Origin of the sequence: Acidiphilium sp. C61, assembly GCF_905116885.1 — a bacterium.
Taxonomy (GTDB): domain Bacteria; phylum Pseudomonadota; class Alphaproteobacteria; order Acetobacterales; family Acetobacteraceae; genus Acidiphilium.
Genome location: NZ_CAJHNI010000005.1, coordinates 1 through 17,741 on the forward strand (window position 1 = coordinate 1; position 17,741 = coordinate 17,741).

A 17,741-nucleotide genomic window follows, 5' to 3' on the forward strand; every position below is an offset into this window, starting at 1 on the left:
AATTCGCCGGGCCAGGCGGTGAAGCCGGGGTCGATGGGAGGCCGCTGCCGGGCTATCGCATCGCCATTCTCGACCAGGCGAACGATTCGGTGACCGAGGGCGAGGTGGCGCTGCCGCTCGGCGCGGCGCGGCCGGCCGGGCTAATGCGCGGCTATGTCGATGCCGCAACCGGCGCGCTGCGCGGCACCGACGGCGCCTATTACCGGACCGGCGATGTCGCTCAGATCGACGCCGATGGCTATCTCACCTTTGTCGGGCGCGCGGATGACGTGTTCAAGTCGTCCGATTACCGGATCAGCCCGTTCGAGCTTGAGAGCGTGCTGATCGAGCACGCCAGCGTCGCCGAGGCGGCGGTGGTGCCGAAGCCGGACGAGATCCGCCTCTCGGTGCCGGTCGCCTATGTCGCGCTGGTGCCCGGCGCGGTGGCGGACCGGGCGACCGCGCTGTCGATCTTCCGGCATGCGCGAGCGCGGCTGGCGCCGTTCAAGCGCATCCGCGAGATCGTGTTCGTCACCGATCTGCCTAAAACGATTTCGGGGAAGATCCGGCGCGTGCAGCTGCGGCGCGGCGAGGCGGGCGGCGAGGCTGGGCTGGCGGGCGAGGTGGTGCGCTTCGCCGAGAGCGCATTTCCAGAGTTGGCCTCGGGCGAGGGCGGCGCCCAGGCATGATGGCACGCCGGGCAATCTGACGGGGTGGAGTAAAAATGGACATTCGCGACAGGGTATTTCTGATCACCGGCGGTGGCTCCGGGCTTGGTGCGGCCGCGGCGCGTGCACTTGCCGCGCAGGGCGGGCGCGTGATGCTTGCGGATGTGGCCGAGGGGCCGGGCATGGCGCTGGCGGCGGAACTTGGAGCGGCCGCGCGGTTCGTGCGGACGGATGTGACGGATGCCGGCCAGGCGGAGGCTGCTGTCGCGACTGCGCGGGCGGCGTTTGGCGGGCTGCACGGGCTGGTGAACTGCGCCGGAATCGTGCTGGCGAGAAGGTGCTGGGACGCGACGGGCCGGCATCGCTCGAGCGGTTCGCACGGGTGATTTCGGTAAACCTCATCGGCACGTTCAACATTATCCGCCTCGCCGCCGCGGCGATGGCGGAAGGTGCGCCGGATGAGGGCGGCGAGCGCGGGGTGATCGTGAACACCGCCTCGATCGCGGCGTTCGACGGGCAGATCGGCCAGGCCGCCTATGCCGCCTCGAAGGCCGGGGTGGCCGGCATGACGCTGCCGCTGGCGCGGGAGTTGGCGCGCAACGGAATCCGGGTGATGACGATCGCGCCCGGCGTGTTCGAAACCCCGATGATGGCCGGCCTGCCGGACGAGGCGCAACACACCTCGGCGCCGCCGTACCGTTTCCGCCGCGACTCGGACGGCCGTCGGAATATGCCGCGCTGGTCTGCCATATCATCGGGAACACGATGCTGAACGGTGAAACAATTCGGTTGGATGGTGCCTTGCGGATGGCGCCGCGCTGACCGGCTCCGACCCTCTTGCATCGCGGGGCGCGGCCTGTAATACCCGGTGCACCGCATCGGCGGGCGCGTAGCTCAGCGGGAGCACTGCCTTGACATGGCAGGGGTCACAGGTTCAATCCCTGTCGCGCCCACCACTCAAATCCGCGAAATCACACTGTTTTCTCGAAGACGGCCCGGTTGTACCTCCGGCTTTGAGGCTGTTCAGCGAGCACACAGCGAGCGACGCACGCCTTGTTTCCTGCGGTTCTCAGCCGATGGGAAGCGGAGCGAGCGGCGGCATCGAGGTGATGTCCGAGATGGTGGGATAGGTCTCGGGGACGGTCGTTCGAGGCGCCTCGGCTGGCACGACTCGGTCGCAGGTACCGGCGGTAGGAACCAGCCAGCGAGCAACCAGCGAGCAGGCGCAGCCTATAGATCACGCCGTCGTGAGGCTCGGTAGGGGCGGTTACGGACGGCAGAATGCGGCGGAACGGTCATCCCCACGGTCACCCAGACCGCCTGTCGGGCGCATCCTGACCGTCTCTGGACCGCTGCGGCGAGCGTCGACCGTGGCGTCGCGACTGCCGGCACTGGGTCGCGCGCGGCACGTGGGAGGAAGGTCATCCCCACGGTCATCCAGACCGTCGGCCGAGCGCAGGAGATGATCTCGGCGCCGCTGGCGCTCTGGATCATCAAGCCGGACGCTCGCCGCTGAACGGTCCCGCGAGCCGTCCTTCGGCCGTGTCCATCGGCACGCGATGCGCACGTCGATAATCGCGAGGATGTTCGGCGCATCGGATTCCGACATGGCGTCGCCCGAGAGGCCGGATCGATCCGAGAGATGCTCATCCACACCATCACCCAGATCGTCTTGCGGGAGCGCCTTGACCGTCTCGACACCGGTGCCGCGAGGAACCGGAGCGGCGGTGTCATGGCGCGCGAGAGCCGGCGGGAGGACGCGCGAGGTAGGGCGCGATGGTCACCCTCACGGTCGCAGGGACCGTCTTCCCGAGCGCCTGAGATCATCTCGGCGCCGCTGGCGCTCTGGATCATCGGCCCGGACGCCGCGAGATGAACGGTTCCGAGACCGTCTCCATGAGCATGCGCCGATGACCACGCCGATATTCGGCGCACCGGATTCCGTCATGTGGTCTGGCATGAGGGTTGGCGCGATCCGCGCGAGATGATCACTCCCACGGTCACCGAGACCGTCTTCCTGAGCGCTTCCCGACGATCCCCGGATCGCGGCGCGTCACAGAGGATCGCCTGCGCGCTGTGACGGACGGTATCCGCGACCGGCTGCCGAAAGCATCGATCATGGTTGGGTGATGATCGTGTCCGTCGGCGATCACCGCTTCCTCCGGTGATCGCCTCGGGTGCCCCTACGCCGCCTTCTGCGGGTGAGCCTCAATGTGGACCCGCGTGTACGAGAGCGACGCGAGCCTTGCGTTCGACCATTCGCGGATGGTCTCGCCCATCGAGACAGCGTACTGCGGCGCCTGTTCTGTGGCCGCGTGACACCGATTCCTGCGTGTCTCGGCGAGATCGATGATCGCCGTGGTGGCCGTCGGTTCGTCCATGAGGTCCTCGGCGTCGTTCTCGTGGTTGACCGGGGCCTGCATCCCCGTGACCTCGAAGCACGCCAGCGGGCCGTGCATCTGTTCGAGTTGGTCACGCAGCCAATCGATGCGACCCGGCATGCACAGCGCCTCGCGCTTCTTCTGGCGTGCGCCCCGCGCCTGATACCGGATCAGGAATGCAGACGGGGACAAATCCATATAAGTAGTAATTATAGGGGTTTGTCCCCGTGTGACCTGCGCGCGCCGCAGCGCCTTCTTCGCGGCCTCCTCGGAACAGAACAGGTCCGGATAGACACGGCAGGCGTCCGAAGGCGACAGGAGCGCCGCACCGCGCCCGAGCATCTTCTCGACGACATCCGGTGTGATCTCGCGCCACGACGTCAACGTATCCACCGAGAACGGCAGGACGACATCGTTGAGCACGAAGATGCGTGCCGGATTGTCCGCCGTTCGGTTGACGCCGCGAGCACGCCCGACCGCCTGAATCACTTCTGCGTCCGTGATCGCGCGCCGGATGCTTTCGAGTGAGGGATCGACGAAACCCTTCCGAGAAATCGGTTCGCCACGACCATCACGCATCAGGATGTAATCGACGACGTCCGTCAGCTCGGTGATCTCGGGATGCATGCCGGTCAGCGCGACCGCATGGTCACGGTGAGTATGTTGCGTCGCGAGCGGTCGGCCGATCACGAATAGACAGTCCACCACGCCGAAAGCATCGAGACCGGCGATGGCATTGAAATGTGCCACATCGACGCCGGGGATGCCGGTGAATTCGGCTTCTGCGCCGTGATACGTGATCACCAAGCCGGTGCCGTCACCCACCTGCAGCCGAATGAAATCCCGGATGTTACGGATGCGACGGGCGCGCCGTCTGTCCTCGGCGGTGCCCCCCTCGGTAGGAAGCACGGACGTCTTGCCAAAACCACCTGTGAGGAGACCTTTCTTGTCGACCGTCGGGAGCACTTGCGTCACATGCTGATGCGGCGTGGCGGCGCGCAATGAGGCCGTCAGACGCATGTGCGGAAGGAAAGCCCTGACCTGATCAAGGGCCAGTGTGGCGCAGGGCAACCCGATAGTCTATGTGCAGGCAGCAGTGCTACACTTTGACCCAATGGCCCACGATGACCGAACATCGCCCATTTTTAGAAGACGGTTCCGCGTCTGGCATATCTCGAACGGCCTTTCGGCGAATGCGGAAGGCGCAAAAGCTGGAGCTAATGATTGAGTGGTTTGGCCAAAACTACGAGGACCCGCCGAACGCACACCCTATCAAAGCGCCGAAGGCGGCTACCTCTGGATTTGGGGAGGGCCGCATGACGCGCGTGACGTGCTATATACGAAGTTTGGGAGTTTGGTTTCAGAAGGGCTCATCGACGAAGCGGTGCAGGAGATAGAAGCTGAAGGCACGGTCGATTGGGCTTCGAAGCCTACACGTGAAGATTATGACGAAACTGCCCCCCCGACGAACCTATCGCTCTGGATGTCTTTCTAGACGAACCTAGCGCTGAGTACGGAACGCTCGGCGAACGTACCGCTCGTGCAGAAGCGCGGGCCGCGGTTGAACAACTTCGCGCAGAACTGGATCAGGTTCGACCTATCGCATTGGCCACAATCGGCCACCGGCCAGTGAGTCCGAAGCTGCAGAAGATGAGGGCGCCAACCTTGAGGAACTGCGTCATGCCGCCGCAGAACTCAGCGCCGAACTGTCAAAATCCAAGCCGACCATCGCATTTGTTAAGCGGTGGGCGTCGCCCCTCCGGAATGCGATCATTGCAACTGCAAAGTGGGGCGCGGAAAAGCTCAACAAGGCGATAGACGCGGCAATGGCAACCGCAGGAAGCATTGTAGGGGGGGGAGCGGTCGCATGGCTCGCGAGTCTCGACCCGGCACTTCATCATGCATTCGGCGCGTTGGTGAAGTGGCTGGAAATAGCAGCCAAGCCTATTTTTAGATACAAATTCAAAAGTGAACGCAGACGAGCACGTCGCGGCTTCCTATGTAACGGGACAGCCCGCAGGGCATGTCGTCGGAAAGAGAGCACCCCAAGCCCCCTGCTCCTCTCAGAACTGCAGATCGTAGTGCTCGTCGTGATTGTCGGTGCAAGTCCCGATACCATGCGGATTGAGCCCCGCCTGAATCTGCATGCTGCAGGTTAGCATCGTTCCCTTGTCGCCGTGCAGGAAACCCCTCGCATTGGCCATGTTCGAGCGGACAGTAGTGAAACTTTCGCCTGAGGGAACACCGCCACCTACGTTTGCGACGCCGAAAGAACTCGCTTGGGCTGAAGGCAAAACGCCGACGTATGAACCTGTGAAGGCTTCGCCAGTCTTTTGATTGAATGCCTTCATGCCGCCCGTGTGGAACTCCTTTTGGATGGAGAAGCTCAGGACAGTCCCGTCGTTGCTATAGATCGTGCCGGGAATCCATCCGCCTATCATCGTGCAGCCGACCAGACCAATGCTTGCGACGTACGCGATAGCACGAAAGACCAATTTCAGACGGCGCATTACGAGTCCCTTGCACCTGCATCCAATGGCACACCTCAACAAAGCGCCGTTCTATTAGTGCCGTAATTGTATTGCAAGCGCACCGAACTCGACATGAGGAGCCGGGGCCGACATGACCAGCGGACCACTTATCGTGGGCATTGGACGAAGAGGTCACGCCGGCTCCACAGATCGACGTTCTTGAATGATTCTTCACCGGCGCGTTGTTCGGCGATACGGCGATCCCGGCCGAGTGAGGGTGGTGTCAGCGTAAGCCGAACCAAATGTGACGACTGGGACGCAGACCCGTTCGCGGCCGGCGCAGGTGGGAGAAGATCGCGAGCTAAATAGATATGGACGAGGCAATTCGGCCTCGGGTAAAATGCCGGAATTAGACGAAAAATGGATTTCGAACCACGAACTGGCTCACGCGGGACAATTTGTCCCAAATTTGGGAATCGCCCGTTCAACGCTGGATAACGCTGCGGCCCGTGGTTACGGACCGCCGTTCTACCGCGTTGGGCGGCTGATTCGGTACGACGCGACCGAAGTGCAAGCGTGGATCGACGCCGGGTACACTGTCCCCAAGCGTACAGCCACGAGCGGCTTTTTCGAGACGAACTGACAGAAGACTACGCCCGGCGCAGACACGCCGGGCGCATTGATTGGCATTATTTTGATGAACACTTCTATTTATGACGGCGCTGACAATGATCGAAATTTTTCATCAGCTTCAGACGCCGAACTGCATTTGATCTTGGCGGGAGAAGCGCGGTATTTCCGGTCCTCTATTTTTCGCTGTGGTTACCTTCCAGTTCCTCTCGCCAGTGCCGAGAAGGTCCCCTCGGAGCACGATTGGCCGACCAAGGCCCGTGCCCGTGCTGGCCAAACAGAGTGGACCGATCCGATCACGGCTCGCGACTGGAACAGCGGTATTCTCTGCGCCGGCCTCTACGCCGTCGACGTGGATGTTGATGATCCGGATGCCGCCGACGAGGTAACGGCCGCGCTGCTCGACACGCTCGGACCGTCGCCGGCAAAGCGCGTTCGCGGCCATACTCGCCTCGATATCTCGCGCTGTACCGCGCCGAAGGCGAGTCGAGAAAGCAGAAGGTGGGTAAGGTCGACGGCTACAAGGTCGAAATCCTCGGCCTCGGCCAACAGTGCATGGTCCACGGCATCCATCCCGATCTCGGAGTCGTCGAATGGATCACGCCTGAGGGCCGCTCGGATGACGGTCTCGCGCGGGTTCCGCGTGAGACCCTGCCTCTGATCAAGGCGGTCCAGATCGCCGAGTTCCTCTCCCGGTGCCGCACGATCTTCGGCATCGGCGACGATGAGCCGAAGACGACAGACCCGGAACCGTGGGCACCGCACGGCGCGAGCGCAGCGACTACACCGACAACGATGTCGCCGACATCGTGGCCCACCTCCCGGCTGACACGGGCTACGATGACTGGGTCGCTGTGCTGTCTGCCATCTATCGCGCGACCGGTGGCAGCGCCCGTGGCCGCGATCTCGCTCACGAGTACAGCCGCAAGAGCCCAGCCTACCGGCACCGGTCCGTCGACGAGAAATGGTGTGCCTTTCGCCACGGTGGCGCGCTGCGGCACGATTTCGGCCATCTTCTCAACCGCGTGAAGGAGGCCGAGCCCGGCTACCTGACGCCCAGCTTCCGCGCGAAGCTCTCCTCGGCCCGTCTTGAACATGCGCCCGCATCGGCCGGGGTTCCGCCGATCAGGTCATCATGGACGCTGATTTCTGATGACCCCGGAGCAGTACGAGAAGCATATCGCGGCGGTCTGCGATCAGATTGCTGCGAAGTCGAACGCGGGTGAAGTCATCGATCCCACCGCCATCAACGCTCGGCTCGAAGCCGGGAACCCGGCCAACTGGCCGATCCACGCTCTGTGCGCCAAACTCCGGGTGCCGGGTTTCCATGGACCGCGCCACGAACCGGCTCTTGCCAGCGCGGCGGCGGTCCGCGTCAAAATGGTGCGGGAGATCCAGAACGTCATCGACAAAGTTCTGACGTGGCACCGAAGCGGAAGCGGTGACGCCGGCGTAGCCGGTCTTCATTTCGCCATGCACGTCGATGTTGGCCTTGGAAAATCCTCCGCCGTGCGACGAGAGGTGCACCGCTTCATATCTGAGGCGCGCGCGGCCGGGAGCCCGCACCGGGTGCTCTGGCTCGTGCCCCACCATAGGCTCGCGGATGAGACACTGAAGGAGTTCAGGCTGCTCGGGATCAAAGCTATCATCTGGCGCGGTCGCGATACCATTGATCCCGGCTCGGGTCAGACAATGTGCCGTGACCTCGACGCGATCAATGAAGCGCAAGCCGTCCACGCCGACGTGGGAAAGACTGTCTGCGGCACTCAGGGAGGGCCGCAGTGCCCGTTTCGGGGTGGCTGTCAGTACTTGCAGCAGAAGCAAGCCGCCGCATCCGCCGACGTCATCATCGCGGCCACCAACGCGCTGTTTGCGCCGATCCCGATTTCGGTCAGCGATTTCGGCATTGTGGTCGTAGACGAAGGGTTCTGGCAGCGTGGCGTACAAAAGAAGCGTGACATTACCCTTTCATCGTTCGCCTCCGATGTACGTCGCAATCCGGTCCTCGCGAACGGCGCCGCCGATCCGAGTGGGACCCGCAAGCTCTATGGCTGGTGCACCATCGTCGAGCGTGCAGCGGCCGCCGCGGCCGAAAATGAGTTCCTAACCTCCGCATCCTTCAACGGCCTGCTGACCATCGCCGACGCGCAGGCGGCAGCCAAGCTGGAGTGGGCGCGCAAGGTGGACACGACACGCCTACTCCGGCCGACGATGAGCGCCGCGGATCGGGAAGCGGCCTTGGACAAGGCTGCTGTGAACCGCACTCTCGCGCGCCGTGCAGAGATGTGGCGTGCCATCGAGGCGATGCTCTCCGGCGCGGAGGACGGTCGGCTGCAGAAGATCGAGGAACGTTGCTCTTCGGGCAGGCAGGCGAAGCTGGCCCTGTACGGACGACATCAGGTCAATGAGGCCCTCTCGCGGCTTCCCATCCTACACCTCGATGCCACACTGGCCCTTGATCAGGTCAGGGCTTTCCTTCCGCACATGCGTCTGACGGCCTCATTGCGCGCCGCCACGCCGCATCAGCATGTGACGCAAGTGCTCCCGACGGTCGACAAGAAAGGTCTCCTCACAGGTGGTTTTGGCAAGACGTCCGTGCTTCCTACCGAGGGGGGCACCGCCGAGGACAGACGGCGCGCCCGTCGCATCCGTAACATCCGGGATTTCATTCGGCTGCAGGTGGGTGACGGCACCGGCTTGGTGATCACGTATCACGGCGCAGAAGCCGAATTCACCGGCATCCCCGGCGTCGATGTGGCACATTTCAATGCCATCGCCGGTCTCGATGCTTTCGGCGTGGTGGACTGTCTATTCGTGATCGGCCGACCGCTCGCGACGCAACATACTCACCGTGACCATGCGGTCGCGCTGACCGGCATGCATCCCGAGATCACCGAGCTGACGGACGTCGTCGATTACATCCTGATGCGTGATGGTCGTGGCGAACCGATTTCTCGGAAGGGTTTCGTCGATCCCTCACTCGAAAGCATCCGGCGCGCGATCACGGACGCAGAAGTGATTCAGGCGGTCGGGCGTGCTCGCGGCGTCAACCGAACGGCGGACAATCCGGCACGCATCTTCGTGCTCAACGATGTCGTCCTGCCGTTCTCGGTGGATACGTTGACGTCGTGGCGCGAGATCACACCGGATGTCGTCGAGAAGATGCTCGGGCGCGGTGCGGCGCTCCTGTCGCCTTCGGACGCCTGCCGTGTCTATCCGGACCTGTTCTGTTCCGAGGAGGCCGCGAAGAAGGCGCTGCGGCGCGCGCAGGTCACACGGGGACAAACCCCTATAATTACTACTTATATGGATTTGTCCCCGTCTGCATTCCTGATCCGGTATCAGGCGCGGGGCGCACGCCAGAAGAAGCGCGAGGCGCTGTGCATGCCGGGTCGCATCGATTGGCTGCGTGACCAACTCGAACAGATGCACGGCCCGCTGGCGTGCTTCGAGGTCACGGGGATGCAGGCCCCGGTCAACCACGAGAACGACGCCGAGGACCTCATGGACGAACCGACGGCCACCACGGCGATCATCGATCTCGCCGAGACACGCAGGAATCGGTGTCACGCGGCCACAGAACAGGCGCCGCAGTACGCTGTCTCGATGGGCGAGACCATCCGCGAATGGTCGAACGCAAGGCTCGCGTCGCTCTCGTACACGCGGGTCCACATTGAGGCTCACCCGCAGAAGGCGGCGTAGGGGCACCCGAGGCGATCACCGGAGGAAGCGGTGATCGCCGACGGACACGATCATCACCCAACCATGATCGATGCTTTCGGCAGCCGGTCGCGGATACCGTCCGTCACAGCGCGCAGGCGATCCTCTGTGACGCGCCGCGATCCGGGGATCGTCGGGAAGCGCTCAGGAAGACGGTCTCGGTGACCGTGGGAGTGATCATCTCGCGCGGATCGCGCCAACCCTCATGCCAGACCACATGACGGAATCCGGTGCGCCGAATATCGGCGTGGTCATCGGCGCATGCTCATGGAGACGGTCTCGGAACCGTTCATCTCGCGGCGTCCGGGCCGATGATCCAGAGCGCCAGCGGCGCCGAGATGATCTCAGGCGCTCGGGAAGACGGTCCCTGCGACCGTGAGGGTGACCATCGCGCCCTACCTCGCGCGTCCTCCCGCCGGCTCTCGCGCGCCATGACACCGCCGCTCCGGTTCCTCGCGGCACCGGTGTCGAGACGGTCAAGGCGCTCCCGCAAGACGATCTGGGTGATGGTGTGGATGAGCATCTCTCGGATCGATCCGGCCTCTCGGGCGACGCCATGTCGGAATCCGATGCGCCGAACATCCTCGCGATTATCGACGTGCGCATCGCGTGCCGATGGACACGGCCGAAGGACGGCTCGCGGGACCGTTCAGCGGCGAGCGTCCGGCTTGATGATCCAGAGCGCCAGCGGCGCCGAGATCATCTCCTGCGCTCGGCCGACGGTCTGGATGACCGTGGGGATGACCTTCCTCCCACGTGCCGCGCGCGACCCAGTGCCGGCAGTCGCGACGCCACGGTCGACGCTCGCCGCAGCGGTCCAGAGACGGTCAGGATGCGCCCGACAGGCGGTCTGGGTGACCGTGGGGATGACCGTTCCGCCGCATTCTGCCGTCCGTAACCGCCCCTACCGAGCCTCACGACGGCGTGATCTATAGGCTGCGCCTGCTCGCTGGTTGCTCGCTGGCTGGTTCCTACCGCCGGTACCTGCGACCGAGTCGTGCCAGCCGAGGCGCCTCGAACGACCGTCCCCGAGACCTATCCCACCATCTCGGACATCACCTCGATGCCGCCGCTCGCTCCGCTTCCCATCGGCTGAGAACCGCAGGAAACAAGGCGTGCGTCGCTCGCTGTGTGCTCGCTGAACAGCCTCAAAGCCGGAGGTACAACCGGGCCGTCTTCGAGAAAACAGTGTGATTTCGCGGATTTGAGTGGTGGGCGCGACAGGGATTGAACCTGTGACCCCTGCCATGTCAACGTCGTGACGGAAGGGGAATCCTCGTGATTTTGGGTGAGGACGCGATGCGTTTTGGCACCTGCTGCTCGCTGTATGCTCGCTGATTTCAGTAGACAAATCGCCGATCCGTGAGAACCAGCTACCGAAGGGGTACGGAAGCTGGGCGCACGGATTGGATTGCGGATCGTCGAGGGGCTCAAAGTCGGCGAGACCGTGTGGGACACCATGGTCATTGGTTTCGGTGCGCGCCGGCAGCGTGGACGGCCGACCTATGTTTTTCGATATCGAACAAAGGAAGGTCGGCAGCGGACCTACACGATAGGCCGTCATGGATCGCCATGGACACCGGACGAGGCGAGGGCCGAGGCGATCAGGCTGTTACGGATCGTGATCGATGGCGGTGACCCGAGCGGCGAGCGCCAGATCGAGCATCAGGTGATTTCGATGGCGGACCTCTGTGACGAGTATCTCGCTGATGCCGCGGCCGGCCGGATACTGACGCGGCGCGGGGTCGCAAAGAGCGCGAGCACCATCGCGACCGACCACTGCCGCGTCGACGCACATATTCGTCCTCTGGTCGGCCACCTGCCGGTCGCCTCGATCTCGCGGCAGGACATCGAGCGCATGATGATCGACATCATCGCGGGCAAAACGCACAAACGGGTCAAGCTCGATAGGCTCCGTGCCGTGTCGCACGTCCGTGGTGGACGCGGTGCCGCGAGCCGGACGATGGGGCTGCTCGGAGCCATCATGACGTACGCCGTACGGCGCGGGCTCCGCGAGGACAATCCCTGCCGGCTGGTGATCAAGCCGGCTGACGGCCGCCGCGAGCGCCGGCTCGATGACGCCGAATACCGTGCGCTCGGCACTGCGCTGGATGTGGCCGAGGCCGGGGGCGAATGGCCGCCTGCACTCGCCGCGATCCGTTTCCTCGCGCTCACGGGCTGGCGGCGCGGCGAGGTTCTCGGGCTGCGATACGCGGAGATCGACGTGGCGCGATCAACCGCTCGACTTGCCGCGACCAAGACCGGCGCGTCGATGCGACCGCTGTGCACGACTGCGTGTCAGATGATAGAGGCGATGGCGCCGGGTGAATTCGTCTTCAAGTCGGCCGGCGGGGATGCGCCGATAGCCAATTTTCGACGCGTATGGGAGCGGGTCGTCTATCGTGCCGCGGGGCTACCACGCGACGTGACGCCGCACGTGCTGCGCCACTCGTACGCCAGCGTCGCCGCCGATCTCGGGCTGCCCGATGCGACCATCGGCTCGCTGCTCGGGCACCGGGGCCATACTGTGACACGGCGCTACATCCACGTCGCCGACACGACGTTGATCGCCGCCGCCGATACCGTGGCGACGCGGATCGTCACACTGATGCGCAGCGATCCGGCACCCTGATGGAGGCGACGACGAGCACGGACAGCGTGTATGGGATTGTCCATGTCGAACACCGCATCCCATGGCGCGGTGCAGAACTGACCTTCACGTCGTACGAGCTGCAGCTTGTGCTCAGGCTCGCGGACGGCGGCCACGTTCCTCTCGCGGATTTGCCAATCGCGTGGGCGTTTGTTGAGAGATTCAAAAAAGACGGTCTGGATTTCAAAGAGGTTGCCGCGGCGATCTCGCAGACGGTGAGCCCCTCGTCGCCACACCTAGGTTTCTTGGACGACAGCGCCATCAACGACAGCCCGGAACTGCTCGCCATCGCAGAAGCGATCTACGTCCAACACAATGATAGATGGCGGGAGGAGGACGCCGACTTTTGGACGACAGCCGTCCTGTTTCCGTCGTCTACTGGCCTGCCGGTCACGATTTGGCTGCCGACGATGCTGTCGACCGATCAGCGGGCGGTCGTGCTCGTGGCGACTTCTCCAAGCGAACAAATGGACGCGACGAACGCCGCGATCCTTGGTGTCCAGCCCGAACCACATCTCATCGTGGGTCCGCTGGACCCGGCCTACGAGGCCGCTGCCGTCTCATGGATTCGCGCCAATAGGGAACCGCTGCTAGCCCGCTGGAGCGGTGTGATCGACAGTGCCGAGATGATTCGCCGGCTGCGACTACTTGGTCCCGATCATCACTCTTGAGGTCGGTTTCGAGGCCCCCCGGAACCTGCGGCATCGGCCCGGTCGATCACTGGCGACGACGCTTCCGCTTCTTCTGCAACCGCTTTTGTCTTTTCGCTTCTCGGTCCCATGCTGCCGAAATGGCGGCTCGCAGGAGCGCGGCCATCTCGTCGAGATGGCGGTCGTATTCCGCTGGCGTCATCGTCTCTAGGATGTCGGTGAAGAGATTGGGTTTGATGTCGCCGGGGGGATCGAACGACAGATCGAGGCCGAGAACAGCGGCGACGTCCTGCATGTCTTCGATCTGATCGGCTGTGTAGCGCGACGATTTGACCGGGTGATCCGGTTGATCACGATCTTCGCCGGGGTCGTCAAAACCATTTTCCCGGTCGTTCATGCTGCGTGATCCAGCACAGCGCGCCGTCCGCCGGGGATAGTCCGATACAGCGTCGATGGCGCGACGCCGAGTTGTTTGGCGATCTCGGCGCCGCTGAGAGTTCCCGCCGCAAGCATCGCCTGCGCCGCGCGGACCTTGCCGTCGTCGAGCGCGCGCGGACGACCGCCCTTTCGGCCTCGCGCTGCCGCCGCTGCCAAGCCGGCTTGCGTGCGCTCGACCAACACCTCGCGTTCCATCTGCGCCAACGCCCCGAGAAGGGAGTAGACAAACCGGCCTGCCGTCGTCGTCGTGTCGATCCCTTCGGTCAAGCTGCGAAGCGCGATCTCTCGCTGCTTGAGGTCCTCGGCCACTTTGATCAGATGCTGCAACGACCGACCGAGCCGGTCGAGCCGCCAGACCACCAGCGTGTCACCGGCTCGTGCCGCGTCGAGCAGCGCGGTCAGCTGCGGTCGGTCCGTCCGTGCCCCGCTCGCCGTCTCAGTCCAGATGCGGTCGCACCCGGCCGCGCGAAGGGCGTCGTGCTGCAGGTCGTGGTTCTGGTCACCCGTCGAGACGCGAGCGTAACCGATAAGCATCCTGTTCTCCCGAAACTCATCCACGCCGTCCGTTCTCGGACGACCAGTTTCAGGATATGATAGCGCGACAATCTGTCAGCTTTTTTCTGCAGTTTTCGGATACGGTTTTCGGAGACATAACGCGTTGACCCGAAAACCACCGTTTGCAGGAAAGATCGCGCAGCGGTCGGGTGCGAGGAAGATGATGGTCGTCGAGGTTGGCGACAACGACGGTCTCAGAGGCGCTCGGTCATGGGCCACAGAACCGACGCCGTCACTTGACACTGAAAGCGCCCGATGCCGGTCAGGCGGTTCGTTCCGGCCGGTCACTGTGTACGGCATTGTTCTGGGTAGACAGTGAATGCCAATTCAGGAACGTATTGACCGCCATTGAGAAGGAAGGTTGCAGATATGGACAGAGGTCATAAGCACCAAGAATGTGCCGTTAACAACAAATGGCAAATGCGACAAGAATGTGTTGCCAAGGACAATCGGGATCCATATCAACGAGACTACGCGCGAATTATTCATTCGGCCGCCTTCAGGCGACTGCAGTCAAAAACGCAGGTCCTAGGCATAGGTGATAGCGATTTCTATCGCACTCGCCTCACACACTCACTAGAGGTCAGTCAAATTGGTGAAAGCATTGCTTTGCAACTGAAGCGTGACCATAATGGATCATATTATGCAGAAATTCTTCCTGATCCGATATTGATCCGCACGATCTGCTTGGCGCATGATCTAGGACACCCGCCGTTCGGTCACGGCGGTGAGGTCGCGCTCAATCGCTGCATGCTCAACTACGGCGGCTTCGAGGGCAACGGTCAGACACTTCGAATCATGAGCCATCTCGAACCGTATCATAAGTGTTTGGGGATGAATCTCACCCGCAGGACGCTGCTCGGCGTCCTGAAATATCCAGCCCCGTATAGTCTCGTCGTCGACAGCAACGTTTATCCAGAGGTGGATCGGCCAATTCGGTCTGTCTTCAAGGCCGAGCCGTTCAAGCCCCCCAAATGCTATCTCGATACAGAATGTGGGCTCGTGGACTGGTTGTCGGAAGAGATAAATCCGCTCGACTGGAATCGCGTCAGCACAGAGTTCGAGGAAAAGGAGGCGGGGAAGCATTGGAAGACCAAGCACAAGACACTTGATACGTCGATCATGGAGATCGCGGACGACATCGCCTACGGCGTTCACGATCTTGAGGATGCGATTGGATTGAAACTGATTGATGAGACAGCATTTCGCAAGGATGCGAGTGAAGCGAATCTTCAGCCATTCTGCAAATGGCTCGATGGCTTGGTATACGATGATCTGATCAAAAGCCTGTTCTCGACTGAGACATACGAGCGGAAGAATGCCATCGGGAAACTGGTTGGCTTCTGCGTACAGCATACGAAACTTGAAACATCCAATCCTTTTTGTTTTATCGAACCGATCTTTGCGTTCAGGGCGGTCTTGGCAGACGGCGCTCGCCAAGTTCTCAATATCTTGAAAGATTTGGTGGTCAACAGGGTCATTCGGTCAGCAACCGTGCAGCAACTGGAATTCAAAGGCCAAAAGATCGTTACCGAGTTGTTCGAAGCTTTCGCAACCGATCCGGAACGGCTGCTGCCAAAGGGGGATGCGCAGCGTTGGGAAAATGCTGGGGGCAAAGTGGACAAAGTGGTCAAGCAACATCGGGTCATCTGCGATTATATCGCTGGCATGACTGATGAATACGCGACCAAGCGATATCAACAGCTATTCTCCCCCCGTATCGGATCCGTGTTTGACAGACTATGACGTGTTCATAGGGAACTTTTCGGACGGCGATGGCTGAGCCTTCTGGCCGAGTTGTTGCCTCAAAAATAGGTCGTGACGTGCGTTGATCTGTTGGTTCTTCCGGCGGTCACGAGGTCGCGGCATATAACACGTGAGAGCACTCGACCTGACCGGTCAAAACTATCTGTCAAGCTGAATTCATCCGCTGACCTGCAGGACGGTGCCGGTCAGAACGTCCTGCAGCAGGCCGAGGCCTTGTCGGCGGCATGGGCTGCCTGCACACGCATACCTTATCGACCGATCAAGATCACGCTGATCATGTCGATTACCATGCGGATTTCAGCCGCGATGCTGCTTCCGCGCTCGCGCAGGCGACAAACACGGTCCAGATATCAGGCTGCGATTTGTCGACATCGAGAACACGCAGCTCGGGCGCATCTTCGGTCAGGCAGCTGAACCGATAATAGTCGGCAGGATCGAGTGTGATTTCTGCAACGTAAGGATGTGTGGGCGGGATTTTGCCTTGATAGTGGATCATCGGAAGAACTCCATTTTGACGGGGTGACCTATTTAGCCGTCGTAATCAGCCGACTCCTTCCGCATAGGGCGCCTTTCAGATTGGACGTGACCATCGCCCTGTATTGGTAAACCTCGTTCGGGTCGCAAATGAGAGACCGGGGCACCGGGGCGACGACATGCCGATTCACGTCGATCCCTTTCGAGCGATCCGTGCAATTCCCGGATGCAGGCGCCGATGGCGTGGGCGCCTGCGCGACTACAAGCGGCGGCTGAGCGCGTGCGTGACGCCGGACAGGGTGCTTCCCACATTCGACCTGCGGCAGTGTGTTACAGCGAATTTAGATCGAAGCAGATCCACGAGATATTGCGCGCGGAATGGGAGATGTGCGTTAATGATGCATCGGTCATTTGCCGATGTCGGTCGAGAAGAACATTTTCGCCCGTCAGGCTCGCTGAGATTCGAGGCGGGTCAGTCCTTTTGAAAACTGTTTTTGAATTGAGAATTCTATGCACAACGGTCACCCGACGGAACACGACCCCGTCAGCAGCTTCAATGCCATTGCAAGCAACATCATCCACACGGGCCTCAACCGCATCGAATCCGGGAATACGGACGATCAGAAGCATGCTGGGTTGCCTCCGGCAAAGCCGATGATGTCCACGAAGGCGGCGCGAATTTACGAACGCGCTATGTGGCGCTGGAACACTGATCATACAGAGGCCGAGCGGTATCTACGCTCCGCAGCGATGTGTCTCTCTCCGCTGCAGTGCGAGACTATGTTTGAACACCTTCCTCCGCAACTTGTCGATACGTTCCGTGATTGGTTGGCGACCAAGGCTACCAAGGCCGCAAAGCGCGCGTGGAAACGGCAGCTCAGGAACGACCCCGATGCGAGGAAGGAACGCGAAGAGCAAGCAAAGCGGATTCGGGAAGCCGCCGCGGCGCAGTGGCAAGAGAAAGAAAGTTCTCGTCTCGCAGCGCTCTGCGCTGAAAAGGATGCACTTTTTGATGGCGATAGGCTGCTGTTTCTCGCCCGTCTGATGGCGTCGGACCGCAACAAAATCGCGACGGAATCGGAGCGGCATGCGACGATTCAACTTCGGAAGGCCTGTATCTGGCCGTCTAAGACAATGGAATTGCTCGGTTGCACTGAGAAGGAACTTAATCGGTGGGACGCGGATGGACGCCTGCCGCACCGGTTCAAGCGGCCGCTTTACCGACACCGTCTGTTCTTGGCTCGGGTCTGGCACATCAACGACGTTGCAAATGCCGCAAGCAAAGTCTCAGAGTGGCGTCAGCAGGACGCCATGAAGCAGGCACAGAGGCGGCGCTAAACTCAACACTGTTGACGGCG

Annotated in this window: 13 protein-coding genes, 1 tRNA gene and 1 pseudogene; 10 read left to right on the plus strand and 5 right to left on the minus strand. The window is 62.0% G+C overall.

Annotation, left to right across the window (positions count from 1 at the left end):
* The 3 genes and pseudogenes from HUW10_RS02940 to HUW10_RS02950 all read left to right on the plus strand — a co-directional run.
* On the plus strand, positions 1 to 668 hold a 668-nt coding region (locus HUW10_RS02940), incomplete at its 5' end, for an AMP-binding enzyme (RefSeq protein WP_236656177.1).
* Positions 669 to 703: 35 nt separating this feature from the next.
* Positions 704 to 1,469, plus strand: a pseudogene (locus HUW10_RS02945) (SDR family NAD(P)-dependent oxidoreductase).
* 61 nt (positions 1,470 to 1,530) lie between these two features.
* Positions 1,531 to 1,603: transfer RNA gene (locus HUW10_RS02950), tRNA-Val, on the plus strand.
* Positions 1,604 to 2,830: 1,227 nt separating this feature from the next.
* On the opposite strand, the gene HUW10_RS02955 is transcribed toward HUW10_RS02950, so the two are convergent.
* Positions 2,831 to 4,048 carry a hypothetical protein gene (locus tag HUW10_RS02955; protein ID WP_174502139.1) on the minus strand — a complete coding sequence of 406 codons (1,218 nt, stop codon included), beginning with the start codon at positions 4,046 to 4,048 and terminating at the stop codon, positions 2,831 to 2,833.
* Between the two features lie 1,043 nt (positions 4,049 to 5,091).
* Positions 5,092 to 5,538 carry a hypothetical protein gene (locus tag HUW10_RS02960; RefSeq protein WP_174502140.1) on the minus strand — a complete coding sequence of 149 codons (447 nt, stop codon included), beginning with the start codon at positions 5,536 to 5,538 and terminating at the stop codon, positions 5,092 to 5,094.
* A gap of 640 nt (positions 5,539 to 6,178) precedes the next feature.
* Here HUW10_RS02960 and HUW10_RS02965 point away from each other — a divergent pair.
* From HUW10_RS02965 to HUW10_RS02985, 5 genes are all read left to right on the plus strand, one after another.
* Positions 6,179 to 6,790 carry a bifunctional DNA primase/polymerase gene (locus tag HUW10_RS02965; RefSeq protein WP_174502141.1) on the plus strand — a complete coding sequence of 204 codons (612 nt, stop codon included), beginning with the start codon at positions 6,179 to 6,181 and terminating at the stop codon, positions 6,788 to 6,790.
* Between the two features lie 91 nt (positions 6,791 to 6,881).
* Positions 6,882 to 7,355: a PriCT-2 domain-containing protein gene (locus HUW10_RS02970; protein WP_174502142.1), complete on the plus strand. Its 474-nt coding sequence runs from the start codon at positions 6,882 to 6,884 to the stop codon at positions 7,353 to 7,355.
* Positions 7,282 to 9,831 carry a hypothetical protein gene (locus HUW10_RS02975; RefSeq protein ID WP_174502143.1) on the plus strand — a complete coding sequence of 850 codons (2,550 nt, stop codon included), beginning with the start codon at positions 7,282 to 7,284 and terminating at the stop codon, positions 9,829 to 9,831. The genes HUW10_RS02970 and HUW10_RS02975 overlap by 74 nt, the downstream gene beginning before the upstream one ends.
* Positions 9,832 to 11,260: 1,429 nt before the next feature.
* A complete protein-coding gene (locus tag HUW10_RS02980; RefSeq protein ID WP_174502144.1) occupies positions 11,261 to 12,481 on the plus strand; it encodes a site-specific integrase in 1,221 nt (406 codons plus the stop codon).
* On the plus strand, positions 12,481 to 13,170 hold the full coding sequence (locus HUW10_RS02985) for a hypothetical protein (protein WP_174502145.1): 690 nt from the start codon (positions 12,481 to 12,483) through the stop codon (positions 13,168 to 13,170). The genes HUW10_RS02980 and HUW10_RS02985 overlap by 1 nt, the downstream gene beginning before the upstream one ends.
* 46 nt (positions 13,171 to 13,216) lie before the next feature.
* On the opposite strand, the gene HUW10_RS02990 is transcribed toward HUW10_RS02985, so the two are convergent.
* Together HUW10_RS02990 and HUW10_RS02995 are read right to left on the minus strand one after the other, a co-directional pair.
* Entirely contained in the window at positions 13,217 to 13,546 is a 330-nt protein-coding gene (locus HUW10_RS02990) for a hypothetical protein (protein ID WP_174502146.1), read from the minus strand.
* Positions 13,543 to 14,121: a recombinase family protein gene (locus HUW10_RS02995; RefSeq protein ID WP_174502147.1), complete on the minus strand. Its 579-nt coding sequence runs from the start codon at positions 14,119 to 14,121 to the stop codon at positions 13,543 to 13,545. The genes HUW10_RS02990 and HUW10_RS02995 overlap by 4 nt, the downstream gene beginning before the upstream one ends.
* 390 nt (positions 14,122 to 14,511) lie before the next feature.
* Between HUW10_RS02995 and HUW10_RS03000 the strand changes: the two genes are divergently transcribed.
* A complete protein-coding gene (locus tag HUW10_RS03000) occupies positions 14,512 to 15,888 on the plus strand; it encodes an anti-phage deoxyguanosine triphosphatase (protein WP_201712576.1) in 1,377 nt (458 codons plus the stop codon).
* A 304-nt stretch (positions 15,889 to 16,192) separates the two neighbouring features.
* Here HUW10_RS03000 and HUW10_RS03005 read toward each other — a convergent pair whose 3' ends face one another.
* A complete protein-coding gene (locus HUW10_RS03005; RefSeq protein ID WP_174502148.1) occupies positions 16,193 to 16,405 on the minus strand; it encodes a hypothetical protein in 213 nt (70 codons plus the stop codon).
* A 488-nt stretch (positions 16,406 to 16,893) separates the two neighbouring features.
* Here HUW10_RS03005 and HUW10_RS03010 point away from each other — a divergent pair, with 488 nt between their 5' ends.
* The gene (locus HUW10_RS03010) at positions 16,894 to 17,721 is read left to right on the plus strand and encodes a hypothetical protein (RefSeq protein ID WP_174502149.1); all 828 of its coding nucleotides are present in this window, start codon (positions 16,894 to 16,896) and stop codon (positions 17,719 to 17,721) included.
* Positions 17,722 to 17,741: the final 20 nt, after the last annotated feature.